The following is a 20985-nucleotide window of genomic DNA, read 5'->3' on the forward strand; positions in this document are numbered from 1 at the left end:
TTAAAACAGCGCCGCAATTTGCGCCAATAATTGCACCGGATCAATGGGTTTTGTGACAAAACCAACTGCGCCGAGTGCGTTGCCTCGCGCCAATTCCGCCGCATTCACATGCCCCGTGACGAATATCACTGGAATTGCAGCGGTGGCAGAATCGGCTTGTAATTGTTGGCAGACTGCGTAGCCATCCATCTCTGGCATCATCACATCTAACAAAATCAAATCAGGCGGCGTTTTACGCACTGCTTGAAGTGCTTTTGCGCCGCTGGTCGCAGCTTTAATTTTATACTGTTCGCGCAAGATACCTTTTAATAAATCAAGGTTTGCTGGCGCATCATCGACTAACAAAATTGTGCGTTGCGTTTGAAGATTCATGGCGTACTATCGTCCACACAATAAAGGAGTTGTTATGATTAATTGTGACGTTCTTCTCGTTCGGAATACTGATCTTTGAAGGCTAAAATTTCTGGCAGCGCGTGCATAAACAACGCGATTAAATGCGGATCAAAATGACTGCCTGCGCCCTGTTGCAATAATGCAAGCGCCTGTTCTACCGGCCACGCAGGTTTATAAGGACGTACCGAAGTGAGCGCATCAAACACATCAGCAACGGCGACAATGCGCCCCACTCGCGGAATTGCTTCGCCAGCAAGATGCTGAGGATAACCAGAACCATCCCATTTTTCGTGGTGCGTTAAAGCGACCACTTGCGCCATTTCCAATAATTCGGAATCACCAGCATCACCAATAATATCCGCACCAATTTGGCAATGCGTTTGAATCGTGACCCATTCCGCAGCATCTAATTTGCCGGGCTTTTGTAAAATGGAATCGGGAATGCCAATTTTGCCGATGTCGTGCATTGGCGCAGCATTTAATAACAACGCGGCTTCGCGCTCACTCATGCCGACGGCGCGTCCTAAAATCTCCGAATAATGGCTCATGCGAATCACATGCAAGCCCGTTTCGTTATCTTTATATTCCGCTGCTCGCCCCAAACGCCGCACAATTTGCAACTGCGTGTCGTGCAGTTGCGCAGTTTGTTCTTTGACCTGCCGATCTAAGAATTGATTTTGATCGAACAGCGCCAATTGCGCCCGCACTCGCGCCTGTACAATCGGCGGGCTAATCGGTTTGGTGATGTAATCGACGGCACCTAATTTGAAGCCGCGTATTTCGTCTTCAATGCCGATTTTGGCGGTGATAAAAATAATCGGAATATGGCGGGTGGTGAAATCTTCTTTTAATTGGCGGCAGACTTCGTAACCATCCATGCCGGGCATCATAATATCAAGCAAAATCATATCCGGCGGCACTTCGGAACGAATAATTTGCAACGCTTTTTCGCCGCGAGTGGCAGCTTTAACGTTATACTCTTCTTTTAAGCTGCCGACTAACAAGTCGATATTAGCGGGAGCGTCATCAACCACTAATACGGTTTGGCGTTTATCGGTTGTCATTGGTTTAGCTCGCCCATGTTGATAGACTTCAGTTTGGCGTATTTTTAACTTTATCACGAATGAATCCAACACCAATCTGGTACGACCAATGTTGTGACGGTATTTCGTTGTCACGCCGTCGTCGCTTTATTATTCAGCTACTGAAGTGGTCATTATTACCGCTATCGGTGCTGTATTGCGCGGTGGTGCGGCTGCGGCGCAGCGGCTATCAACGCGGCTGGTTGCACACGACGCGGCTGCCAATTCCGGTGCTCGTGATTGGCAATCTCACGGTCGGCGGCACGGGGAAAACGCCGCTGGTGCTGCATTTGGCGCAGCGGCTGCGGGCGCAGGGCTGGACGCCGGGCATCTTGACGCGAGGTTATGGCGGCGCAGCGCGGCACTGGCCGCAGATGGTCACGGCTGCCAGCGATCCGACGCAGGTCGGTGATGAGGCGGTGCTGCTGGCGCGGCGCAGCGGCTGCGTGGTGATTGCGGCACCGCAGCGGGTGGCGGCGGGACAATTGGCGTGGCGACATGGCTGCGACATCGTGCTGACTGATGATGGGTTGCAACATTATCAATTGGCGCGAGATGTGGAGATCGCACTGATTGATGGCGAGCGCGGTTTTGGGAACGGACAGTGTCTGCCGGCGGGGCCGTTACGCGAGCCGCCCAGCCGGTTGGCGTCGGTCGATTTATTGCTCTATCACGGCGGCAGCGGCGACGGGCTGCACATGCGTTTGCTGGCTGGCGCGGTGGTGAATGTGCGCCAGCCAGAACTCACGCGCCCGCTCGCTGCTTTTCACGGACAACGAGTGCTGGCGGTGGCGGGGATTGGCAGTCCGGCGCGATTTTTTGCGCAATTAACGGCGGCGGGAGTGGCAATTGAGCCGCGCCCTTATCCCGATCATCACCCGTTCACTGCTGCTGAAATTGCGGCGTGGCCGCCGCTGCCGGTGCTGATGACGGAAAAAGATGCGGTGAAATGTGCGGCGTTTGCGGGCGCAGACCACTGGTTTTTAGCGGTTGCTGCCGAATTAGATGCCGAATTCCTCACCCAATTTGATGCCAAGGTCGCCACGCTGCGCCAACTGACAACCAACAACTGACAACTGAAAAAAATGATTGATTTCAACGTCGTGATTCCCGCCCGTTTTGCTTCCACCCGCTTGCCCGGTAAACCGCTGCGCGAGCTGGCGGGGCAGCCGATGATCGCCCACGTCGCCGCACGAGCGCGAGCCAGCGGCGCTGCGCAAGTGCTTGTTGCCACTGACGATCTGCGCATTGTGGCGGCCTGCACCGAGCGCGACATCGCCGTGCTGTTGACGGCGGAGACGCACCGCAGCGGCACGGATCGGGTGGCGGAGGTGATTGACCGCTGCGGCTGGGCGGAGGCGCAGATCGTGGTCAACGTGCAGGGCGATGAGCCGTGCCTGCCGCCGGAGTTGATTCAACAAGTGGCGGCAGAATTGGCGGCGCATCCCGAAGCGGCGCTGGCGACGCTGGCATTTCCGCTGACGGATCGCGCCGATTTGTTTGATCCCAACGTGGTCAAGGTCGTCACCGATGCGCGGGGGCGAGCGCAGTATTTTTCGCGGGCGCCGCTGCCTTGGCACCGCGATGATTTTGCCGCTGCCGCTGCGACCGATCCGTTGCCAGCCGCGACGCCATTTCTGCGCCATATCGGGCTATACGCCTATCGCGCTGGGTTTTTGCAGCAATTTGTGAAATGGGCACCGGCACCTTTGGAAGAAGCGGAAGCATTGGAACAATTGCGGGCGCTGTGGCACGGCGCGGTGATTCAAGTTGGCATTGCGCGGATTGCGCCGGGAATTGGCGTGGATACCGCAGCGGATTTAGCAGCGGCGGCGGAGTTATTGCAGCGCAGTGATTTTTAATGAGTGAGCAGTGAGCAGTAAAATGTAAGCACGCAGTGATATGGTTTATTATTGAGCCTGTCATTTTTAATCAACCGGAGAATGAATAACGATGTTTGACCAAAATATGAATTTGAGTGTGACCGATCCGCAATTGTGGGCAGCGATGCAGAATGAAGCGCAGCGCCAAGAAGAACACGTTGAATTGATTGCATCAGAGAATTACACCAGTCCGGCGGTGATGCAGGCGCAAGGGAGCGTATTAACGAATAAATACGCCGAGGGTTATCCCAGCAAACGCTATTACGGCGGCTGTGAATTTGTTGATGTCGCCGAACAATTAGCGATTGATCGTGCCAAGCAATTGTTTGGTGCCGAGTATGCCAATGTGCAGCCGCATTCTGGTTCACAAGCCAATGCCGCAGTATTTATGGCGCTGTGCAATGCAGGCGATACAATTTTGGGCATGAGTTTGGCGCACGGTGGGCATTTAACGCACGGTGCAAAACCGAACTTTTCTGGCAAATTGTATAACGCCGTGCAATACGGTTTGAATCCAGAGACTGGCGAAATTGATTATGAAGAAGTGGCGCGGCTGGCGCTGGAACATCGCCCGCGCATGATGATTGCCGGCTTTTCTGCGTATTCGCGGATCGTGAATTGGCAACGTTTCCGCGAGATTGCCGACAGCGTGGGCGCATATTTATTGGTGGATATGGCGCACGTTGCCGGTTTAGTCGCAGCCGGCGTATATCCAAGTCCGGTGCAGATTGCGGATGTGACGACCACAACAACGCATAAAACCCTGCGCGGCCCGCGTGGTGGTTTGATTCTCGCCAAAGCCAATGCCGAGATTGAAAAAAAGCTGAATTCAGTTGTATTTCCGGGAATTCAAGGCGGCCCGTTAATGCACGTCATCGCCGCGAAAGCCGTCGCTTTCAAAGAGGCATTAGAACCGAGCTTCAAAACCTATCAAGAACAGGTGGTGCGCAATGCGCAGATCATGGCAGAGGTTTTTATGGCGCGGGGCTATGATGTGGTTTCTGGTGGCACCGACGATCATTTGTTTTTGGTCAGTTTTATCAATCAAGGATTGACTGGAAAAGATGTCGATGCGTGGTTGGGGGCGGCGAATATCACGGTGAATAAAAACGCCGTGCCTAATGATCCACAATCGCCATTTGTCACCAGCGGCATTCGGATTGGCACGCCAGCGATGACGACACGCGGTTTTAATGGTGCGGAAGCGCGAGAATTGGCGGGCTGGATGTGCGATCTGATTGATGCGCGAGGCGATGCAGCAGTGATTGCAACGATAAAAGCGCAGGTGCTGGCGCTGTGCCAACGGTTTCCGGTGTACGGATAATGCAATAAACGTCAGCGCATTGACTGACAACTGACAACTGACAACTAAAAACCGATCACTAAAAACCAACGCCGCCGGCACTCCCGGCGGTGATAGGTGAATAAGAAAAAGACGAGGGGATGTTGATGCTTTCTTGGTTAAACAATCTGCGGGTGAAGCATAAATTTTGGTTAATGACTACATTATCTGTGCTGGGAATGCTCGCGCTCGGTGCGCAGGCGCTGATCGAATTGCGCTATAATTTACTCGAAGATCGTAAAGTCAAAACGCAGCATGTGGTTGAAACCGCGCATCATGTATTTAATTACTTTCATGCGCAGGAAACAGCAGGGAAAATGACGCGCCCAGAAGCGCAACAAGCCGCAATTGCGCTGATTAAAACCTTGCGTTATGGCAGCGACGGTTATTTCTGGATCAATGATATGAGTCCGCGCATGATCATGCACCCGACAAATCCTAAACTGGATGGTCAGGATGTGAGTCAAAACGCAGATCCAAATGGTAAACGGCTATTTATTGCTTTTATTGACACGGTGAAACAACGCAATGCAGGTTTTGTTGATTATCTGTGGCCAAAACCCGGTCACGCGCATCCCGTCGCTAAAACGTCTTATGTGATGGGATTTGCGCCTTGGGGCTGGATCATCGGCTCCGGGCTTTATCTTGATGATATTGATGCCATTTTCTGGCTTCATGCCGAGCATTTAGGGCTGGGCATTGCGGCAATTGTGGCGGTGTTGCTGGCGTTATCGCTGCTGATTCTCGCCACCCTGACCGGTCCGCTCGGCAAGCTGCGCGAGGTGATTGGCGCGGTGCGCGATAGCGGCAATCTCAGTCATCGCGCCAGCATTCGTCAGGACGATGAAGTTGGCATCATGGCCGGCGCGTTTGATACGTTATTGGAGCGTTTTCAACAGTTTATCAGCGATGTGCGCGGCGTGATGCACGCGCTCACCAACGCCGGTCAGCGCCTCAAACAGTTGACGGAAGAAAATGATCGTGAAGTGGTGCGGGCGCAGGCGCGAACTTCGGCGATGACGACGGCGATTCAAGACATGACGCACACGGTGGCGCAGGTGGCGCAGGATGCAACGGCAGCGGCAGATGCGGCGCAGTTGGCGGAACAGGAAACCGCCACCGGGCGCAAGGTGGTTGATGCCACGCTGACGGCGATTGATGCGCTGGCGCTGGAAATCGACGCGGCGACGCAGGTGATTCAGCAGTTGTCCACTGACAGCGAGAACATCGGCAAGGTGTTGGAGGTGATTCGCAGCGTTGCGGGGCAAACCAATTTGCTGGCGCTCAACGCGGCGATTGAAGCCGCTCGCGCTGGTGAGCAGGGACGCGGGTTTGCGGTGGTCGCCGATGAAGTGCGGACGCTGGCGAGTCGGACGCAGGAATCGACCCGCGATATTCAGCAGATTATTGAAACCTTGCAGCAGCGGTGTCAGGAAGCGGTGCGGGCGATGGCCAGTAGTCGCGGGCAATCGCAGGTCAGCGTGGAGCAGGCAACGCAAGCGGGCGTTTCACTCGCCACCATTACTGAAGCCGTCGCGCAAATCAGTTCGATGAATTCACGCATTGCTAATACAGCGGAAGAACAAAGCGCAATGGTGGAAGATATTAACCACAATTTGCGCGATATTGCGTTGGAAATTTCCCGCTCGGCTGCTTGCGCACATCGCACCACAGATGCTGGTGATGAATTGCGCGATTTGGCGCAGACGCTTGAATTAAAAATGCAACGATTTTATCAATAACACAGTGAATGATTGAATAATTGGAATCGAATGCCTGAGTTAATGCTGTATCCCGTTTGGCACTGTCACATTTTGCTCGCAACGCTTCGCGGCGCTGCGGCTGGCGGTTGATCTCATGCGCTGCCCCTTCTGCGGTACCCAAGACACCAAAGTGGTTGATTCGCGCTTAGTTGGCGAAGGCGAACAGGTGCGACGGCGGCGGCAGTGCGCGGGCTGTAAAGAACGGTTTACGACCTATGAAGCCGCCGAACTCAATTTGCCGCGCATCGTTAAACGCGATGGCAGTCGGGTGCCGTTTGATATTCGCAAATTGCGCTCCGGTATGTTGCGGGCTTTAGAAAAACGCCCGATTAGCACTGCGCAAATTGAGCAAGCCTTGTCGCACATTCAGCATCGGTTGATGTCGGGCGGAGAATGTGAAGTGTCATCTATCTGGATTGGAGAATTGGCGATGAGTGAATTGTGCCAAATTGATCAGGTGGCTTATCTGCGCTTTGCTTCGGTTTATCGCAAATTTGCGGATGTCAATGCGTTCCGCGATGAAATTGCCCGTCTGGAGCGCCAGCCCGGCTGTGATTTCAGTGAGCAACAATTGGATTTATTTATTGATGCGGAGCCAAGCATTTAATGAATACGCGGGTCGATTACGAACATTTAGCGCGTGCTCTGCAATTGGCGGAGCGCGGGCGCTATACCACTGCGCCCAATCCGTGCGTCGGCTGCGTGCTGGCGCAGGGCGAGCGGGTGGTGGGCGAAGGGTGGCATCACCGCGCTGGTGAACCACACGCCGAGCGGTTGGCGCTGGCACAAGCTGGCACGGCGGCGTGGGGCGCAACTGCGTATGTGACGCTGGAACCGTGTTGCCATCATGGGCGCACTCCGCCCTGCACTGAGGCGTTGCTGGCAGCGGGAGTGACGCGGGTGGTGGGGGCGATGACTGATCCTAATCCGCTGGTGGCCGGACAGGGTTTTGCGCAATTGCGCCAAGCGGGTATCGCGGTGGAAGTGGGGCTGCTGGAGACGCAGGCGCGGGCGCTCAATCGTGGGTTTATCAAACGGATGGAGCTGGGATTGCCGCTGGTGCGCTGCAAATTGGCGGCGAGTTTGGACGGGCGCACGGCGCTGGCAAATGGCGATAGTCAGTGGATTACGTCGGACGCGGCGCGGCGCGATGTGCAGCGGCTGCGGGCGAGCAGTTCTGCGATTGTGACCGGCATCGGCACTGTGTTGGTGGACAATCCGAGCCTGAATGTGCGCCTGAGTGCGACCGAATTGCCGGGCATGGCGGCAGATGAGGCGGTGCGCCAGCCGCTGCGGGTGGTGGTCGATAGCCATTGGCGGCTGCCGCTGAATGCGCGATTGCTGCGGTTGCCGGGTGAGACGCTGGTGGTTGGTTGCGCCGATGCGCCTAAGCGGATGGCGGCGCTGCAAGCGGTGGGGGCGCAGGTTTATCGTTGCGCTGCGCACGAGGGGCGGGTGGATTTAACGGCGTTAATGCGCGAGCTGGCGCAGCGCGGAATTAACGAGGTGTTATTAGAAACTGGCGCGACTTTAGCTGGCGCGATGCTGGCGGCAGAATTGATTGATGAATTGGTGTTGTATTTAGCGCCGCATATTATGGGCGACATGGCGCTGGGTTTATTTCAATTGCCGCAGTTAATGACGATGAACGAGCGAGTGGCATTCACATTTATCGAAGTGCGGCAGATTGGGGTGGATGTGCGGATTGTGGCGCGACCACTGTTTTAATTTTAGCGCCCCGTTGATTGGGGGCTTTTTTATGAGTTGTTTGTTATCAATCCTTTAGCGCACAACAAATCATTGCGTAAATCACCATATCAAATCACCACAAAATCTGCTGCTGTGAGCGTTGCGCCAATACCAAGAATGACAAAGGTAACAGCGGGACTCGCGCCTGCTCCATCGGCATCATAGGCAACCGCACCAGAACTGGTGTTGTAGAGAATGCGATCATCCGCATCGTGGGCATTGCCGCTGGCGCTGGCATAAAAGTTTGCTGCGGCAAGTGTGGCGGTCGGCTTCAGTTGCGTGAATATGGCGCAATCAAGTTGGATGCTGTCATCAACGGCTTTGAAGTCGGTGATTCGATCCACGTTGGCTGCGCCCAGCGCAGTGTCAAATTGAAAGCTATCGCGGCCAGCGCCACCAGTGAGCGTGTCATTACCCGCGCCACCACTGAGCACATTTGCGCCAGCCCCGCCAATCAAGGTGTTATCCAATACATTGCCGGTGAGATTGGCGCTGCTGTTGGCGTTGATGCGTCCGTTTTCCACATTGAGCGGCACCGTGTACGCCGCTAGTCCGCTGTAAACCGTATCTATTCCGCCGCTGGCGCTCGTTTCGACGACTAAATCTCCAGCATTATCAATGTAGTAAATATCAGCGCCGTCGCGCCCAATCAGCACATCCGCGCCGCGATTGCCAGTGAGGATGTTGGCGGCAGCAGTGCCAATGAGAATGTCGTCGTGATGAGAACCAGTCAGATTTTCGATATTGCGCAGGGTGTCGGTGCCAGAACCGCCGGTCTCTTGGGCGCTGCCAATGGCTAAATTGACCGTGACTGCTGCGGTGGCGTCTACATAAGAAACCGTATCAATGCCAGCATCGCCGTCGAGGATATTGTCACCAGCTCCGGCAGTGAGGACGTTAGCCAGCGCATTGCCGATGAGATTGGCGCTGCCGCTGGCGCTGATGCGTCCGTTTTCTACATTCGCGGTCAGGGTGTACGCCGTCAGTGCGCTGTTGACCGTATCGACACCGCCGCTGGTTTTAGCGTTGGTTTCCGTCACGGTGTCGCCAGCATCGCGCACCCAATACACATCAGTGCCATCGCCGCCGAGCAGGTTGTCGTTGCCAGCGCCACCATCGAGCGTGTCATTGCCCGCCAAGCCGTTGATGACATCGTCGCCACCAGTGCCGACTAAGTTGTTGTTACCTGCAGTGCCATTGATCGCGTTGTTCGGGGCGGTGATGGTGAATTGGAAGGTGTCAGATGCAATGTTGCTGTAGCTATCGCGAGCGGTGATGGTCAAATTAAGAACACCAACATCCAATGGGTCAGGAGTTCCGCTTAGGACGCCGGTTTTAGAATCAATTGATAACCAAGGCGGCAGCGCGAGACCATCGGCATCGCTCAAACTGTAAATCAGCGGTTCTTTGTCAGGGTCGGTAAACGCATCGTTGGGCAAAGTGAACGTAAAAAGTGCGTTAGCAATAACAGTTTTATCTGGCAGATTATTCGCGTTGAATAACCCGTCATCGCTCGGAATGATCGCCACCGAAAGACTATCAGTCACACTTTTTGTGCCGCTGCTGTTGCCGTCGTTAAATATCCAATCGATGCGAATAAAAGCAGGGGACACATCTGAAATAGACATGCAACCGTAGATGAAACTGCTGAGGACTTGATTTACTTGCACTTGCGTTGCGCCAGCACTGAAGGTCAAGGTCAATTTTCCGCCGCTGTTAGTCGTGACGCGGCCGACGGTGATGCCGTCTACCGAAAAATAATGCCCTTCATCAAGTACCGATAGGCTAGAAGAAAACACGTCGTCAGCATTTGCGCCACCGTGACGTTGTAGTGTGATGCTAGAACCAGCGTAATCATCTTTGGCGGCAAGCTCGGCATCGAAGATGTGAACTGAAGTATCTAATGGCGTTGTTGCAGAAGGGTACAACTGGTTTTCAGTGTACACGGGGATGCTATCAAGCGTGTTGCCGCCAAAACTGGTATCTAGGCTGCCGTTGGCGTTGTATCGAGCAAGGGCGAAATCGCTGTTACTGTTTCCTGCCACCAGAATCTTGCCGTCGGTTTGTACAGTTACGCTGTAGCCACAACTACTTGAATAGTTGCCAAAATCGGTGGTGATTTTGCCGTCGCCGTCAAAGCTGGCATCTAAGCTGCCATTCGTGTTGTAGCGAGCGAGAGCAAAATCGTAACTATTGCCTCCAGCCACCAGAATCTTGCCGTCGGTTTGTAAGGTGACGCTGTAGCCGGAATCATACCCATCAAAATCGGTAGTGACTTCGCCGTCGCCGCCAAAGCTGGTATCTAAGCTGCCGTTGGCGTTGTAACGAGCGATAGCAAAATCGTAACTATTGCCTCCAGCCACCAGAATCTTGCCGTCGGTTTGTAAGGTGACGCTGTAGCCGGAATCGCCACTGTTCCAGTATCCATCACCACCAAAATCGGTAGTGACCTTTCCATCGCCGTCAAAGCTGGCATCTAAACTGCCGTCAGTGTTGTAGCGAGCGACAGCAAAATCGTAACTGCTGCTTCCAGTCACCAGAATTTTACCGTCGGTTTGTACGGTCACGCTCTGACCAGAACTACCGTAGGCGCCACCGAAATTAGTAACAATCTTGCCGTCATCATCAAAGCTGGTATCTAAGCTGCCATCTATGTTGTAGCGGGCGAGGGCAAAATCTGAATCACTACTTCCAGCTACCAAAATCTTGCCGTCTTTTTGCACGGTTACGCTGTAGCCGTTGCCACTAAAATCAGTCGTGACCTTGCCGTCACCGTCAAAGCTACTATCCAAGCTGCCGTCAGTGTTGTAGCGAGCGAGAGCAAAGTTGTTGCTACTGGTTCCAGCTACCAGAATCTTGCCGTCTTTTTGCAGAGTCACGCTATAGCCGGAATCGTAACCTCCGCCAAAATCAGTAATAACACCACCAAAGCTGCTATCTAAACTGCCATCAGTGTTATAGCGAACAAGGGCAAAATCGGAACCACTGCTTCCCGCCACCAAAATCTTGCCGTCGGTTTGTATCGCTACGCTCCGACCGCTACCGCTACCAAAGCTCGTGATTACCTTGCCGGTTTCCTCCTCGTTAAACGTTGGCGCAGTATTCACTGCCGCTGCTTCGGCAATACGATTGGCGTCGAGCGTGATTGAATCATCTGTCATTGTCTGGTTTTCTTTAAATCTGGATATATGATTAATTATAGGCACTAAGATCGAAAGTTTCAATTTTTATTATATTGGATTTAGCGTTGCAACATGCGGGCGAGCCACTGTGCGAGACATGCGGGACAGAGTTTCAATCCTTGTTGTAATGGATTTAGCGTTGCAACTTTGATCAAGCGAGTGACGCCCTCTTGCCCGCCGTTATGTTTCAATCCTTGTTGTAATGGATTTAGCGTTGCAACGCGATCACGGCGAGCCGGTCATTACCATCATGCAGCGCATTGCAGCGACAATGCGCATGGTAAATATCATGATTCATCGTGCATTGCCCGCACCGCAATTGCTTGAAAACAATTCATCTCTTTAGAAGCAGTTTTAGGTACGGCATCTGGCGTAAATTCCAAACCTCGCTTTTTTATTAAAGTTTTCTCGAAACGCTGCGCTAGAAAGCGCCAAGGTTTTAATATGATGATATTGACAAAATTGGTTGCTGGATAAATCATCGTAATCAATATTTTTAAAAAACAGGAGTTACGCAGTTTGATTCCTAAATGCTTGATTTTCGACTGTGTAACTCCTGGATACTATACGCTGAATATCTGTATATCTGAAAAAGCTAAATCGACGGTACCCAAAGTTGCAATTGACACATCTAATGCTGATCCAATACCGTCAGGATCAAAATAAAGAGCGCCACCATCTGTTTCGTAGAGAAATACCGGATTGTTTGTTGTCATCATCGACTTGGCTGCCCCAAGCGTGGTGGCAGATAGCAATTGACTTTCTGACAAAACGCCAACTGCAAGATTACCAAAATTAGGAGCAACAAACTGAAGCTTATCTACGCCAGAAGTGAAATCAGTGATTGTCGTAGTAGTTTGTGTGTCGTCTTGGTTTAGTCTTACAAATCGAAACGTGTCTCGTCCCGCTCCGCCGGTCATTATATCGTTTCCTACGCCGCCAACTAGCAGAATATCGTTTCCTACGCCGCCAACTAGCAGATCGTGTCCATTTCCACCTTCTAGCGTAAGGTTTGGCGTAACGCCTCCAGAACCATTGTCAATCGATAGCTTATAAGTGCCGATACTTTTGCCAGAGCCATCGGCAGAAATGTAATAGTCGCCGGTTTTGGTTGGGGTGAATGTCACTTGGGCATTCTTACCGAGTCCACCGCCATCAATCCCAGAAACAACTGAGGTTCCCTTGCTGTTATAGATGCCGTTTAGATAGGGATCGCTTAACGTTCCTTGATCAGTATCTGAGCCTTCGAGGTCGATGGTATAAACGGTACCAGCGTTGAGCGACACGCGAAACCAGTCCTTATCGCCGCCAGTTTCGATGGTGCTAGATATTGATTCATTCACTGCAACCGTTCCCTTAGTCGCAATAGTGTCAACATAATCGGTCGCACCGCTTGTTACCGATAGCTTATAAGTGCCGATACTTTTGCCAGAGCCATCGGCAGAAATGTAATAGTCGCCGGTTTTGGTTGGGGTGAATGTCACTTGGGCATTCTTACCGAGTCCACCGCCATCAATCCCATAAACAACTGAGGTTCCCTTGCTGTTATAGATGCCGTTTAGATAGGGATCGCTTAACGTTCCTTGATCAGTATCTGAGCCTTCGAGGTCGATGGTATAAACGGTATCAGCGTTGAGCGACACGCGAAACCAGTCCTTATCACCGCCAGTTTCGATGGTGCTAGATATTGATTCATTCACTGCAACCGTTCCCTTAGTCGCAGTAGTGTCAACATAATCGGTCGCACCGCTTGTTACCGACAGCTTATAAGTACCGATACTGTTGGCATCGCCATCAGCGGAAATGTAATAGTCGCCAGTCTTGGTTGGAATGAAGGTCAATTGGGCATTTTGCCCGTATCCACCGCCATCAATCCCAGAAACAACTGAGGTTCCCTTGCTGTTATAGATGCCGTTTAGAAAGGGATCGCTTAACGTTCCTTGACCAGTATCTGAGCCTTCGAGGTCGATGGTATAAACGGTATCAGCGTTGAGCGACACGCGAAACCAGTCCTTATCACCGCCAGTTTCGATGGTGCTAGATATTGATTCATTCACTGCAACCGTTCCCTTAGTCGCAGTAGTGTCAACATAATCGGTCGCACCGCTTGTTACCGACAGCTTATAAGTACCGATACTGTTAGCATCGCCATCAGCGGAAATGTAATAGTCGCCAGTCTTGGTTGGAATGAAGGTCAATTGGGCATTTTGCCCGTATCCACCGCCATCAATCCCAGAAACAACTGAGGTTCCCTTGCTGTTATAGATGCCGTTTAGAAAGGGATCGCTTAACGTTCCTTGACCAGTATCTGAGCCTTCGAGGTCGATGGTATAAACGGTACCAGCGTTGAGCGATACGCGAAACCAGTCCTTATCACCGCCAGTTTCGATGGTGCTAGATATTGATCCATTCACTGCAACCGTTCCCTTAGTCGCAGTATTGGCAGCATAGTCTGTGTCTGTAGCCATATTCACACTCCTGATTACTGTACGGCAATTTATTGAAGATAGGAGTTACGCAGTTGAAAGTTAAGTCATTGATTTTTATGAAAACGCGATCATGCACTGCACAAACCAAGTTTCAATAAAATCAGGCACTTAGCATCCAACTGTGTAACTCCTAGAAGATTGTAACCAAAATTCTTTTATTTAACTAGAGGTCAAGGCGCTGTAGGCGCTGATTATCTACTGCCAGATATGTGTGCCGGTACCTTTCTGCGTTACTAGGGTACAACGCCCTAGGTTTCAATCCTTGTTGTAATGGATTTAGCGTTGCAACCTGTACGAAAAGGCGCAGGAGTATCTCACGCTGCGTTGGTTTCAATCCTTGTTGTAATGGATTTAGCGTTGCAACGCCGCCAGCCTCACTTCGCTTGGTTCCACTGTTTTAGACTCGCTGTGAAATCGTGATACATCAACATCCACAAGTAACCATGCCCCGTCTTGATAGTCAGGATTCACTGCTAATACTTCTAACGGCGTTGGCAGTGGTATTTCCATATCCTCACCTTCAAAATAAACGTCAATTGCTTCCTGAATTGCAGCAGGAAGCATAACCCAATCATCTGCTGCCGAAAAGCAGCCCGGAAAATCAGGCATCGTTACACCATGCGCATGATGTGCATCACCAAGATGAATATAAACAGGATATAACATGTTTTAACTCCATTCCCATCCTGCTTGCCGATAGATATTGCGCAACGTACCAATCGCAATGTCTTTTCGAGGATGCGGCACTACAACGTGCCCGTTATTTTGAGGATGTTTGAATTTTTGATGATCGCCCTTTCCACCCACCAGTATCCAACCCTCAGAATAAAGGCGTTTAATAATTGCCGCGCTATTCATTTTATGTTTCAATCCTTGTTGTAATGGATTTAGCGTTGCAACACTCGTTTACTGCATGGCGTGAAGTCACACCCCGGCAGTTTCAATCCTTGTTGTAATGGATTTAGCGTTGCAACGCCGCCAGCCTCACTTCGCTTGGTTCCACTGTTTTAGACTCGCTGTGAAATCGTGATACATCAACATCCACAAGTAACCATGCCCCGTCTTGATAGTCAGGATTCACTGCTAATACTTCTAACGGCGTTGGCAGTGGTATTTCCATATCCTCACCTTCAAAATAAACGTCAATTGCTTCCTGAATTGCAGCAGGAAGCATAACCCAATCATCTGCTGCCGAAAAGCAGCCCGGAAAATCAGGCATCGTTACACCATGCGCATGATGTGCATCACCAAGATGAATATAAACAGGATATAACATGTTTTAACTCCATTCCCATCCTGCTTGCCGATAGATATTGCGCAACGTACCAATCGCAATGTCTTTTCGAGGATGCGGCACTACAACGTGCCCGTTATTTTGAGGATGTTTGAATTTTTGATGATCGCCCTTTCCACCCACCATTATCCAACCCTCAGAATAAAGGCGTTTAATAATTGCCGCGCTATTCATTTTATGTTTCAATCCTTGTTGTAATGGATTTAGCGTTGCAACTGTGCCCAGCACGGCGGCAATGGAACGCTGCGCGGCGTGTTTCAATCCTTGTTGTAATGGATTTAGCGTTGCAACGTGGTGTCCGGCGATTAAGCCAGATAATTTCAGAATCAGTTTCAATCCTTGTTGTAATGGATTTAGCGTTGCAACCGAGATGCCACTGGTATCCGCCCTGAAATGATGACCGGTTTCAATCCTTGTTGTAATGGATTTAGCGTTGCAACAGGGGCTATGAAGCCGACGCATGGCAGAAGGCGTAGTTTCAATCCTTGTTGTGATGGATTTAGCGTTGCAACAACTGAAGCGCGGTTTCTCACCCAGTTTCGCTTGTCGCGTTTCAATCCTTGTTGTAATGGATTTAGCGTTGCAACACATGTGTCCGTATCGTCGTCTGGATCACTGTTTGTGTTTCAATCCTTGTTGTAATGGATTTAGCGTTGCAACCGCTAAATGCCAAACTGATAAGACTTTGCACATCATTGTTTCAATCCTTGTTGTAATGGATTTAGCGTTGCAACTTGACGTGAAGAAGACCGCCGCGATTTATGCGGCATGTTTCAATCCTTGTTGTAATGGATTTAGCGTTGCAACCTGTATATCCTTGTTGTTCCAGAAAATCATCTTGGTCGTTTCAATCCTTGTTGTAATGGATTTAGCGTTGCAACGGCATCGTTGCCTTGATTGATGAGGCAACCGGCTATGTTTCAATCCTTGTTGTAATGGATTTAGCGTTGCAACTTGAAAGCCGAACTTATGGATGCGATCACTGAAGAAGGGTTTCAATCCTTGTTGTAATGGATTTAGCGTTGCAACCGCGCTTTTTTGTTTGCGAGACAGCCAGTTACACGCTGTTTCAATCCTTGTTGTAATGGATTTAGCGTTGCAACGGCAGCCAATCGACACCAAGAAGACCGCCGCACTGTAGTTTCAATCCTTGTTGTAATGGATTTAGCGTTGCAACTCCGCGTTTTCCGTCCGCCTAAGCCTATTTCTAGTTGGTTTCAATCCTTGTTGTAATGGATTTAGCGTTGCAACCAACATTTACCGCCGGGCGGGCAATGGTTATGCTGGGAGTTTCAATCCTTGTTGTAATGGATTTAGCGTTGCAACTCGCGGCAGGTACGCGCCCGGTGAACTCGCATCCGGGTTTCAATCCTTGTTGTAATGGATTTAGCGTTGCAACTAGCACTTCGTGAAATGTACGCTAGTGCGCACCGCTGGTTTCAATCCTTGTTGTAATGGATTTAGCGTTGCAACACGGAAACGGCGGGCGCAGGATTTAATCGGGCACTGCTGTTTCAATCCTTGTTGTAATGGATTTAGCGTTGCAACACGGAAACGGCGGGCGCAGGATTTAATCGGGCACTGCTGTTTCAATCCTTGTTGTAATGGATTTAGCGTTGCAACCTAAATCATTGTCCATGCTAAATCTCCGCCATTGCATGTTTCAATCCTTGTTGTAATGGATTTAGCGTTGCAACAAGATGTTCCAAAACACCTGAAAGTCGGCAGTTAGGGTTTCAATCCTTGTTGTAATGGATTTAGCGTTGCAACCACCTGATTGAAAGATGACATCGCTGGCGCTATTGCGTTTCAATCCTTGTTGTAATGGATTTAGCGTTGCAACAGGCGTTGAAGCTTGGGTATGTACCGCAGGAGACGTTTAGTTTCAATCCTTGTTGTAATGGATTTAGCGTTGCAACGGTGAAAGTTTGCGTTGTGAACTCCCCGCGCCTGCTGTTTCAATCCTTGTTGTAATGGATTTAGCGTTGCAACGCACGGGCAAAACAAGGTGTTGCCGTCTGGGATTTTGAGTTTCAATCCTTGTTGTAATGGATTTAGCGTTGCAACTTTAGTTGAGGCGACGGTTGACGCTTTCTTGTCAGGGTGTTTCAATCCTTGTTGTAATGGATTTAGCGTTGCAACCCGCGTAAATTCAGCGCAAGTGACGCGTGCCGGGTAGGTTTCAATCCTTGTTGTAATGGATTTAGCGTTGCAACTCGGATGCGCAGACGGTAGCCGCTGCCGACTGGTATCGTTTCAATCCTTGTTGTAATGGATTTAGCGTTGCAACCACCACGAGCTCGAAACTCCCGGTTATTAGGAGTCTGTTTCAATCCTTGTTGTAATGGATTTAGCGTTGCAACAAGGTGATGGTGCGTTGGCAGGAATTAGAGGAACGAAGTTTCAATCCTTGTTGTAATGGATTTAGCGTTGCAACACCGAGCGGCATCGTGGCGCGTGTTGAGACCGTCATGTTTCAATCCTTGTTGTAATGGATTTAGCGTTGCAACACCAGTGTTTGTTGGCGACACTAGGATGGAGTTATTGTTTCAATCCTTGTTGTAATGGATTTAGCGTTGCAACGCGTGTTATTATGACAACATGGGAGACTGATGATTTCGTTTCAATCCTTGTTGTAATGGATTTAGCGTTGCAACCAGCAAGCCACCCTAACCGGAGCGCATCACATGACCGGTTTCAATCCTTGTTGTAATGGATTTAGCGTTGCAACGTGTCATTGCGATGACGGGATAAGTTAGTCGCTTGACGTTTCAATCCTTGTTGTAATGGATTTAGCGTTGCAACATTCGGCTCCGGTGGAGCGTTCAATGCTGAATGCACGGCAACGCGTTTCAATCCTTGTTGTAATGGATTTAGCGTTGCAACGTGCGGTTTCTTTCGCCGCATGTAACCAAGCCTTCAGGTTTCAATCCTTGTTGTAATGGATTTAGCGTTGCAACGGCTGTGAAATGGTTCAATGTGTTTCCGTCGTGAATTGTTTCAATCCTTGTTGTAATGGATTTAGCGTTGCAACTCTGTGGTGGTGGTGCGATACCGATAAAACCGTCTATGTTTCAATCCTTGTTGTAATGGATTTAGCGTTGCAACTTGATACGCCTTGCGCACGTCATCTCGAAAGATAACGTTTCAATCCTTGTTGTAATGGATTTAGCGTTGCAACCTCGGCGCTGTATTCAACAGTCCATCCTCGCGCCCCGTTTCAATCCTTGTTGTAATGGATTTAGCGTTGCAACCGCCGATGGAACACGTCCATCCGCGATGCTCTAAAATGGTTTCAATCCTTGTTGTAATGGATTTAGCGTTGCAACTTTTTGATAGTGCGCCCCGCCCCGGATTAGCGCAGGTTTCAATCCTTGTTGTAATGGATTTAGCGTTGCAACCCGCAGCCCAATATCTTTTCCGTCTGGTTCATATTGCGTTTCAATCCTTGTTGTAATGGATTTAGCGTTGCAACAATCATGTCAATGCTCAAACAGAAAAAGTAACGAAAGTTTCAATCCTTGTTGTAATGGATTTAGCGTTGCAACACGGAGATTGAAATTGCCTGCCGCACAGATTGAAAAGTTTCAATCCTTGTTGTAATGGATTTAGCGTTGCAACGATACGCTTACTTGCGATGGACGCTGCCGCGTTGCTGGTTTCAATCCTTGTTGTAATGGATTTAGCGTTGCAACCTATCGTATTGCCCATTGGGCATTTCACCTTGATGGGGTTTCAATCCTTGTTGTAATGGATTTAGCGTTGCAACGGCGTCAAGCCGCTTTAATGCGTTATTGATACGTTCGTTTCAATCCTTGTTGTAATGGATTTAGCGTTGCAACACCGCGCTAGTCTCACTTGGACATCCGCGCTAATTAGAGTTTCAATCCTTGTTGTAATGGATTTAGCGTTGCAACCTGCCGCACTTGATCGCCACACGGCGCAGACTGCGTTTCAATCCTTGTTGTAATGGATTTAGCGTTGCAACTCTGCTAAAGAGAAAGAAGGTCGGTGGCGCGTGACGTCGTTTCAATCCTTGTTGTAATGGATTTAGCGTTGCAACGAAAAGGTGCTGCATCGTTTTGAGCATCTTCTCAAGTTTCAATCCTTGTTGTAATGGATTTAGCGTTGCAACGCCTCGCTTGCGCCAGCCGCAGCCGTGCGCTCGGCGTGTTTCAATCCTTGTTGTAATGGATTTAGCGTTGCAACTATACCCCGGCATTGGGAATGCGCTGTTTGACCTATTGTTTCAATCCTTGTTGTAATGGATTTAGCGTTGCAACGGAGTTTCGCATGAAAAAGTTCAACGTTCTTGTAGAAGTTTCAATCCTTGTTGTAATGGATTTAGCGTTGCAACTTGAGAACTCCAGAGGGAGTATTCAGCATGTTTGATAAGTTTCAATCCTTGTTGTAATGGATTTAGCGTTGCAACGCATAGACGTTAGCAGTGATAACAGGCGACTGTTATGTTTCAATCCTTGTTGTAATGGATTTAGCGTTGCAACAAACGATTGAACCTAACCAACTGGAGAGAACCATGAAGTTTCAATCCTTGTTGTAATGGATTTAGCGTTGCAACCATCGCTTCGGAATCCCCGTTGCCAAAGCATCAAGCGTTTCAATCCTTGTTGTAATGGATTTAGCGTTGCAACCTTAAAAACTAGGTAGCAAAAAAGCCGTTTATCTCGTTTCAATCCTTGTTGTAATGGATTTAGCGTTGCAACCAAGGCGCTGGCGGAAATCTGGTCACGGGTGCATAAGTTTCAATCCTTGTTGTAATGGATTTAGCGTTGCAACACCCTTGGGCGCGACGCGCAATCGCCGCCATCGTCAAGTTTCAATCCTTGTTGTAATGGATTTAGCGTTGCAACACAACACCGTAGTAAAACGCACTCCATTTACTACTCAATGTTTCAATCCTTGTTGTAATGGATTTAGCGTTGCAACGTCGCCCGTGTTGAATCAGTTGAAAAGGTCGTCGGATGTTTCAATCCTTGTTGTAATGGATTTAGCGTTGCAACAACCGCGAAATTATCCACACCCATTTATTGATGTTTGGTTTCAATCCTTGTTGTAATGGATTTAGCGTTGCAACTGCGGTGAAGGACAAGGAACCTGTGGTCAAGGTCGAGTTTCAATCCTTGTTGTAATGGATTTAGCGTTGCAACGCACCTGATTTTAACGCTGCCGGAACGAATTGAAGAGGTTTCAATCCTTGTTGTAATGGATTTAGCGTTGCAACAAAATAGTAAGGGATTGCCGCCCTTACCCGTACCGTCGTTTCAATCCTTGTTGTAATGGATTTAGCGTTGCAACACTGACTGTCCCGGCGTCACTGCGCGCTGTTTCTGCGGTTTCAATCCTTGTTGTAATGGATTTAGCGTTGCAACCTATGAATTAAGGATAAATCGAAAATTGTTCTCAAGTCAAGCTCAAAATTAAAAAATTATTTCCTTTATTTCCTTTATTTTTCGTGATTCAATTTACGATTTTTTCAATCACACCGCCACCCAAACATTCGTCTCGAAAATAGAACACCACTGATTGCCCCGGCGTCACTGCACGCTGCGGGCACGAAAATTGCACTCGAAATCCACCTTCCGCGGCCTCGACCACGCAGTTCTGCAGTGGCTGTCGATGCCGCAGTCGCGCCGCGCACGAAAACGGAAGTGCCGGTGGAGCACCCCCGATCCAATGCACCGGCTCGATCACGAGCGCACTCGTCATCAACAGCGGATGATCGTGATTTTGTACTAAAATCAAAGCGTTACGCGCCGCATCCTTCGCCGCCACATACCACGCTCCCTC

At 50.0% G+C, this 20985-nt stretch carries 16 protein-coding genes and 1 CRISPR repeat array; of the genes, 6 read left to right on the top strand and 10 right to left on the bottom strand.

Annotated features, from left to right (window positions below; translation table 11 throughout):
- Complete coding sequence (locus tag CKO12_RS07930; RefSeq protein WP_200154200.1) at positions 1-372, bottom strand: response regulator; 372 nt, start codon at positions 370-372, stop codon at positions 1-3.
- A 38-nt stretch (positions 373-410) separates the two neighbouring features.
- Positions 411-1457 (bottom strand): response regulator, encoded by a 1047-nt coding sequence (locus CKO12_RS07935; RefSeq protein ID WP_200154201.1) that lies wholly within the window; start codon positions 1455-1457, stop codon positions 411-413.
- A gap of 59 nt (positions 1458-1516) precedes the next feature.
- On the opposite strand from CKO12_RS07935, the gene lpxK reads away from it, so the two are divergent.
- The 6 genes from lpxK to ribD all read left to right on the top strand — a co-directional run bounded on the left by lpxK (position 1517) and on the right by ribD (position 8191).
- A complete protein-coding gene (gene lpxK, locus CKO12_RS07940) occupies positions 1517-2548 on the top strand; it encodes a tetraacyldisaccharide 4'-kinase (protein WP_200154202.1) in 1032 nt (343 codons plus the stop codon).
- Between the two features lie 12 nt (positions 2549-2560).
- Complete coding sequence (gene kdsB, locus CKO12_RS07945) at positions 2561-3337, top strand: 3-deoxy-manno-octulosonate cytidylyltransferase (protein ID WP_200154203.1); 777 nt, start codon at positions 2561-2563, stop codon at positions 3335-3337.
- Between the two features lie 91 nt (positions 3338-3428).
- Entirely contained in the window at positions 3429-4682 is a 1254-nt protein-coding gene (glyA, locus tag CKO12_RS07950; protein ID WP_200154204.1) for a serine hydroxymethyltransferase, read from the top strand.
- 173 nt (positions 4683-4855) lie between these two features.
- On the top strand, positions 4856-6442 hold the full coding sequence (locus tag CKO12_RS07955) for a methyl-accepting chemotaxis protein (RefSeq protein WP_200154205.1): 1587 nt from the start codon (positions 4856-4858) through the stop codon (positions 6440-6442).
- Between the two features lie 115 nt (positions 6443-6557).
- Positions 6558-7070, top strand: a complete 513-nt coding sequence (gene nrdR / locus CKO12_RS07960) for a transcriptional regulator NrdR (protein WP_200154206.1) — start codon at positions 6558-6560, stop codon at positions 7068-7070.
- Positions 7070-8191 carry a bifunctional diaminohydroxyphosphoribosylaminopyrimidine deaminase/5-amino-6-(5-phosphoribosylamino)uracil reductase RibD gene (ribD, locus tag CKO12_RS07965; protein WP_200154207.1) on the top strand — a complete coding sequence of 374 codons (1122 nt, stop codon included), beginning with the start codon at positions 7070-7072 and terminating at the stop codon, positions 8189-8191. Before nrdR ends, ribD begins: the two co-directional genes overlap by 1 nt.
- Before the next feature lie 89 nt (positions 8192-8280).
- Here the strand turns inward: ribD and CKO12_RS07970 are convergent, their stop codons facing one another.
- The 8 genes from CKO12_RS07970 to CKO12_RS08005 form a co-directional block, all read right to left on the bottom strand.
- Positions 8281-11373: a putative Ig domain-containing protein gene (locus CKO12_RS07970; RefSeq protein ID WP_200154208.1), complete on the bottom strand. Its 3093-nt coding sequence runs from the start codon at positions 11371-11373 to the stop codon at positions 8281-8283.
- Positions 11374-11681: 308 nt separating this feature from the next.
- Entirely contained in the window at positions 11682-11876 is a 195-nt protein-coding gene (locus CKO12_RS07975; protein ID WP_200154209.1) for a hypothetical protein, read from the bottom strand.
- Positions 11877-11957: 81 nt separating this feature from the next.
- Positions 11958-13862: a pre-peptidase C-terminal domain-containing protein gene (locus CKO12_RS07980; RefSeq protein ID WP_200154210.1), complete on the bottom strand. Its 1905-nt coding sequence runs from the start codon at positions 13860-13862 to the stop codon at positions 11958-11960.
- A 372-nt stretch (positions 13863-14234) separates the two neighbouring features.
- Positions 14235-14549 (bottom strand): type II toxin-antitoxin system HicB family antitoxin, encoded by a 315-nt coding sequence (locus tag CKO12_RS07985; RefSeq protein WP_200154211.1) that lies wholly within the window; start codon positions 14547-14549, stop codon positions 14235-14237.
- Between the two features lie 3 nt (positions 14550-14552).
- Entirely contained in the window at positions 14553-14741 is a 189-nt protein-coding gene (locus CKO12_RS07990) for a type II toxin-antitoxin system HicA family toxin (protein WP_200154212.1), read from the bottom strand.
- 103 nt (positions 14742-14844) lie between these two features.
- Positions 14845-15159 carry a type II toxin-antitoxin system HicB family antitoxin gene (locus CKO12_RS07995; protein WP_200154211.1) on the bottom strand — a complete coding sequence of 105 codons (315 nt, stop codon included), beginning with the start codon at positions 15157-15159 and terminating at the stop codon, positions 14845-14847.
- 3 nt (positions 15160-15162) lie between these two features.
- Positions 15163-15351, bottom strand: coding sequence for a type II toxin-antitoxin system HicA family toxin (locus tag CKO12_RS08000; protein WP_200154213.1), 189 nt, complete (start codon positions 15349-15351; stop codon positions 15163-15165).
- Positions 15352-15356: 5 nt separating this feature from the next.
- Positions 15357-20567: a CRISPR direct-repeat array (repeat unit 37 nt; unit sequence GTTTCAATCCTTGTTGTAATGGATTTAGCGTTGCAAC).
- Positions 20568-20655: 88 nt separating this feature from the next.
- Positions 20656-20985 (bottom strand): aminomethyltransferase beta-barrel domain-containing protein (locus CKO12_RS08005; RefSeq protein WP_338032717.1); only part of this gene is annotated, 330 nt, incomplete at its 5' end.

Origin of the sequence: Chromatium okenii, assembly GCF_016583745.1 — a bacterium.
Classification (GTDB): Bacteria; Pseudomonadota; Gammaproteobacteria; order Chromatiales; family Chromatiaceae; genus Chromatium; species Chromatium okenii.

Bases quoted from the DNA above. Each gene is read 5' to 3' on its own strand.
- CKO12_RS07930 (WP_200154200.1), bottom strand. From the start codon at position 372: ATGAATCTTCAAACGCAACGCACAATTTTGTTAGTCGATGATGCGCCA.
- CKO12_RS07935 (WP_200154201.1), bottom strand. From the start codon at position 1,457: ATGACAACCGATAAACGCCAAACCGTATTAGTGGTTGATGACGCTCCC.
- lpxK (WP_200154202.1), top strand. From the start codon at position 1,517: ATGAATCCAACACCAATCTGGTACGACCAATGTTGTGACGGTATTTCG.
- kdsB (WP_200154203.1), top strand. From the start codon at position 2,561: ATGATTGATTTCAACGTCGTGATTCCCGCCCGTTTTGCTTCCACCCGC.
- glyA (WP_200154204.1), top strand. From the start codon at position 3,429: ATGTTTGACCAAAATATGAATTTGAGTGTGACCGATCCGCAATTGTGG.
- CKO12_RS07955 (WP_200154205.1), top strand. From the start codon at position 4,856: ATGACTACATTATCTGTGCTGGGAATGCTCGCGCTCGGTGCGCAGGCG.
- nrdR (WP_200154206.1), top strand. From the start codon at position 6,558: ATGCGCTGCCCCTTCTGCGGTACCCAAGACACCAAAGTGGTTGATTCG.
- ribD (WP_200154207.1), top strand. From the start codon at position 7,070: ATGAATACGCGGGTCGATTACGAACATTTAGCGCGTGCTCTGCAATTG.
- CKO12_RS07970 (WP_200154208.1), bottom strand. From the start codon at position 11,373: ATGACAGATGATTCAATCACGCTCGACGCCAATCGTATTGCCGAAGCA.
- CKO12_RS07975 (WP_200154209.1), bottom strand. From the start codon at position 11,876: ATGATTTATCCAGCAACCAATTTTGTCAATATCATCATATTAAAACCT.
- CKO12_RS07980 (WP_200154210.1), bottom strand. From the start codon at position 13,862: ATGGCTACAGACACAGACTATGCTGCCAATACTGCGACTAAGGGAACG.
- CKO12_RS07985 (WP_200154211.1), bottom strand. From the start codon at position 14,549: ATGTTATATCCTGTTTATATTCATCTTGGTGATGCACATCATGCGCAT.
- CKO12_RS07990 (WP_200154212.1), bottom strand. From the start codon at position 14,741: ATGAATAGCGCGGCAATTATTAAACGCCTTTATTCTGAGGGTTGGATA.
- CKO12_RS07995 (WP_200154211.1), bottom strand. From the start codon at position 15,159: ATGTTATATCCTGTTTATATTCATCTTGGTGATGCACATCATGCGCAT.
- CKO12_RS08000 (WP_200154213.1), bottom strand. From the start codon at position 15,351: ATGAATAGCGCGGCAATTATTAAACGCCTTTATTCTGAGGGTTGGATA.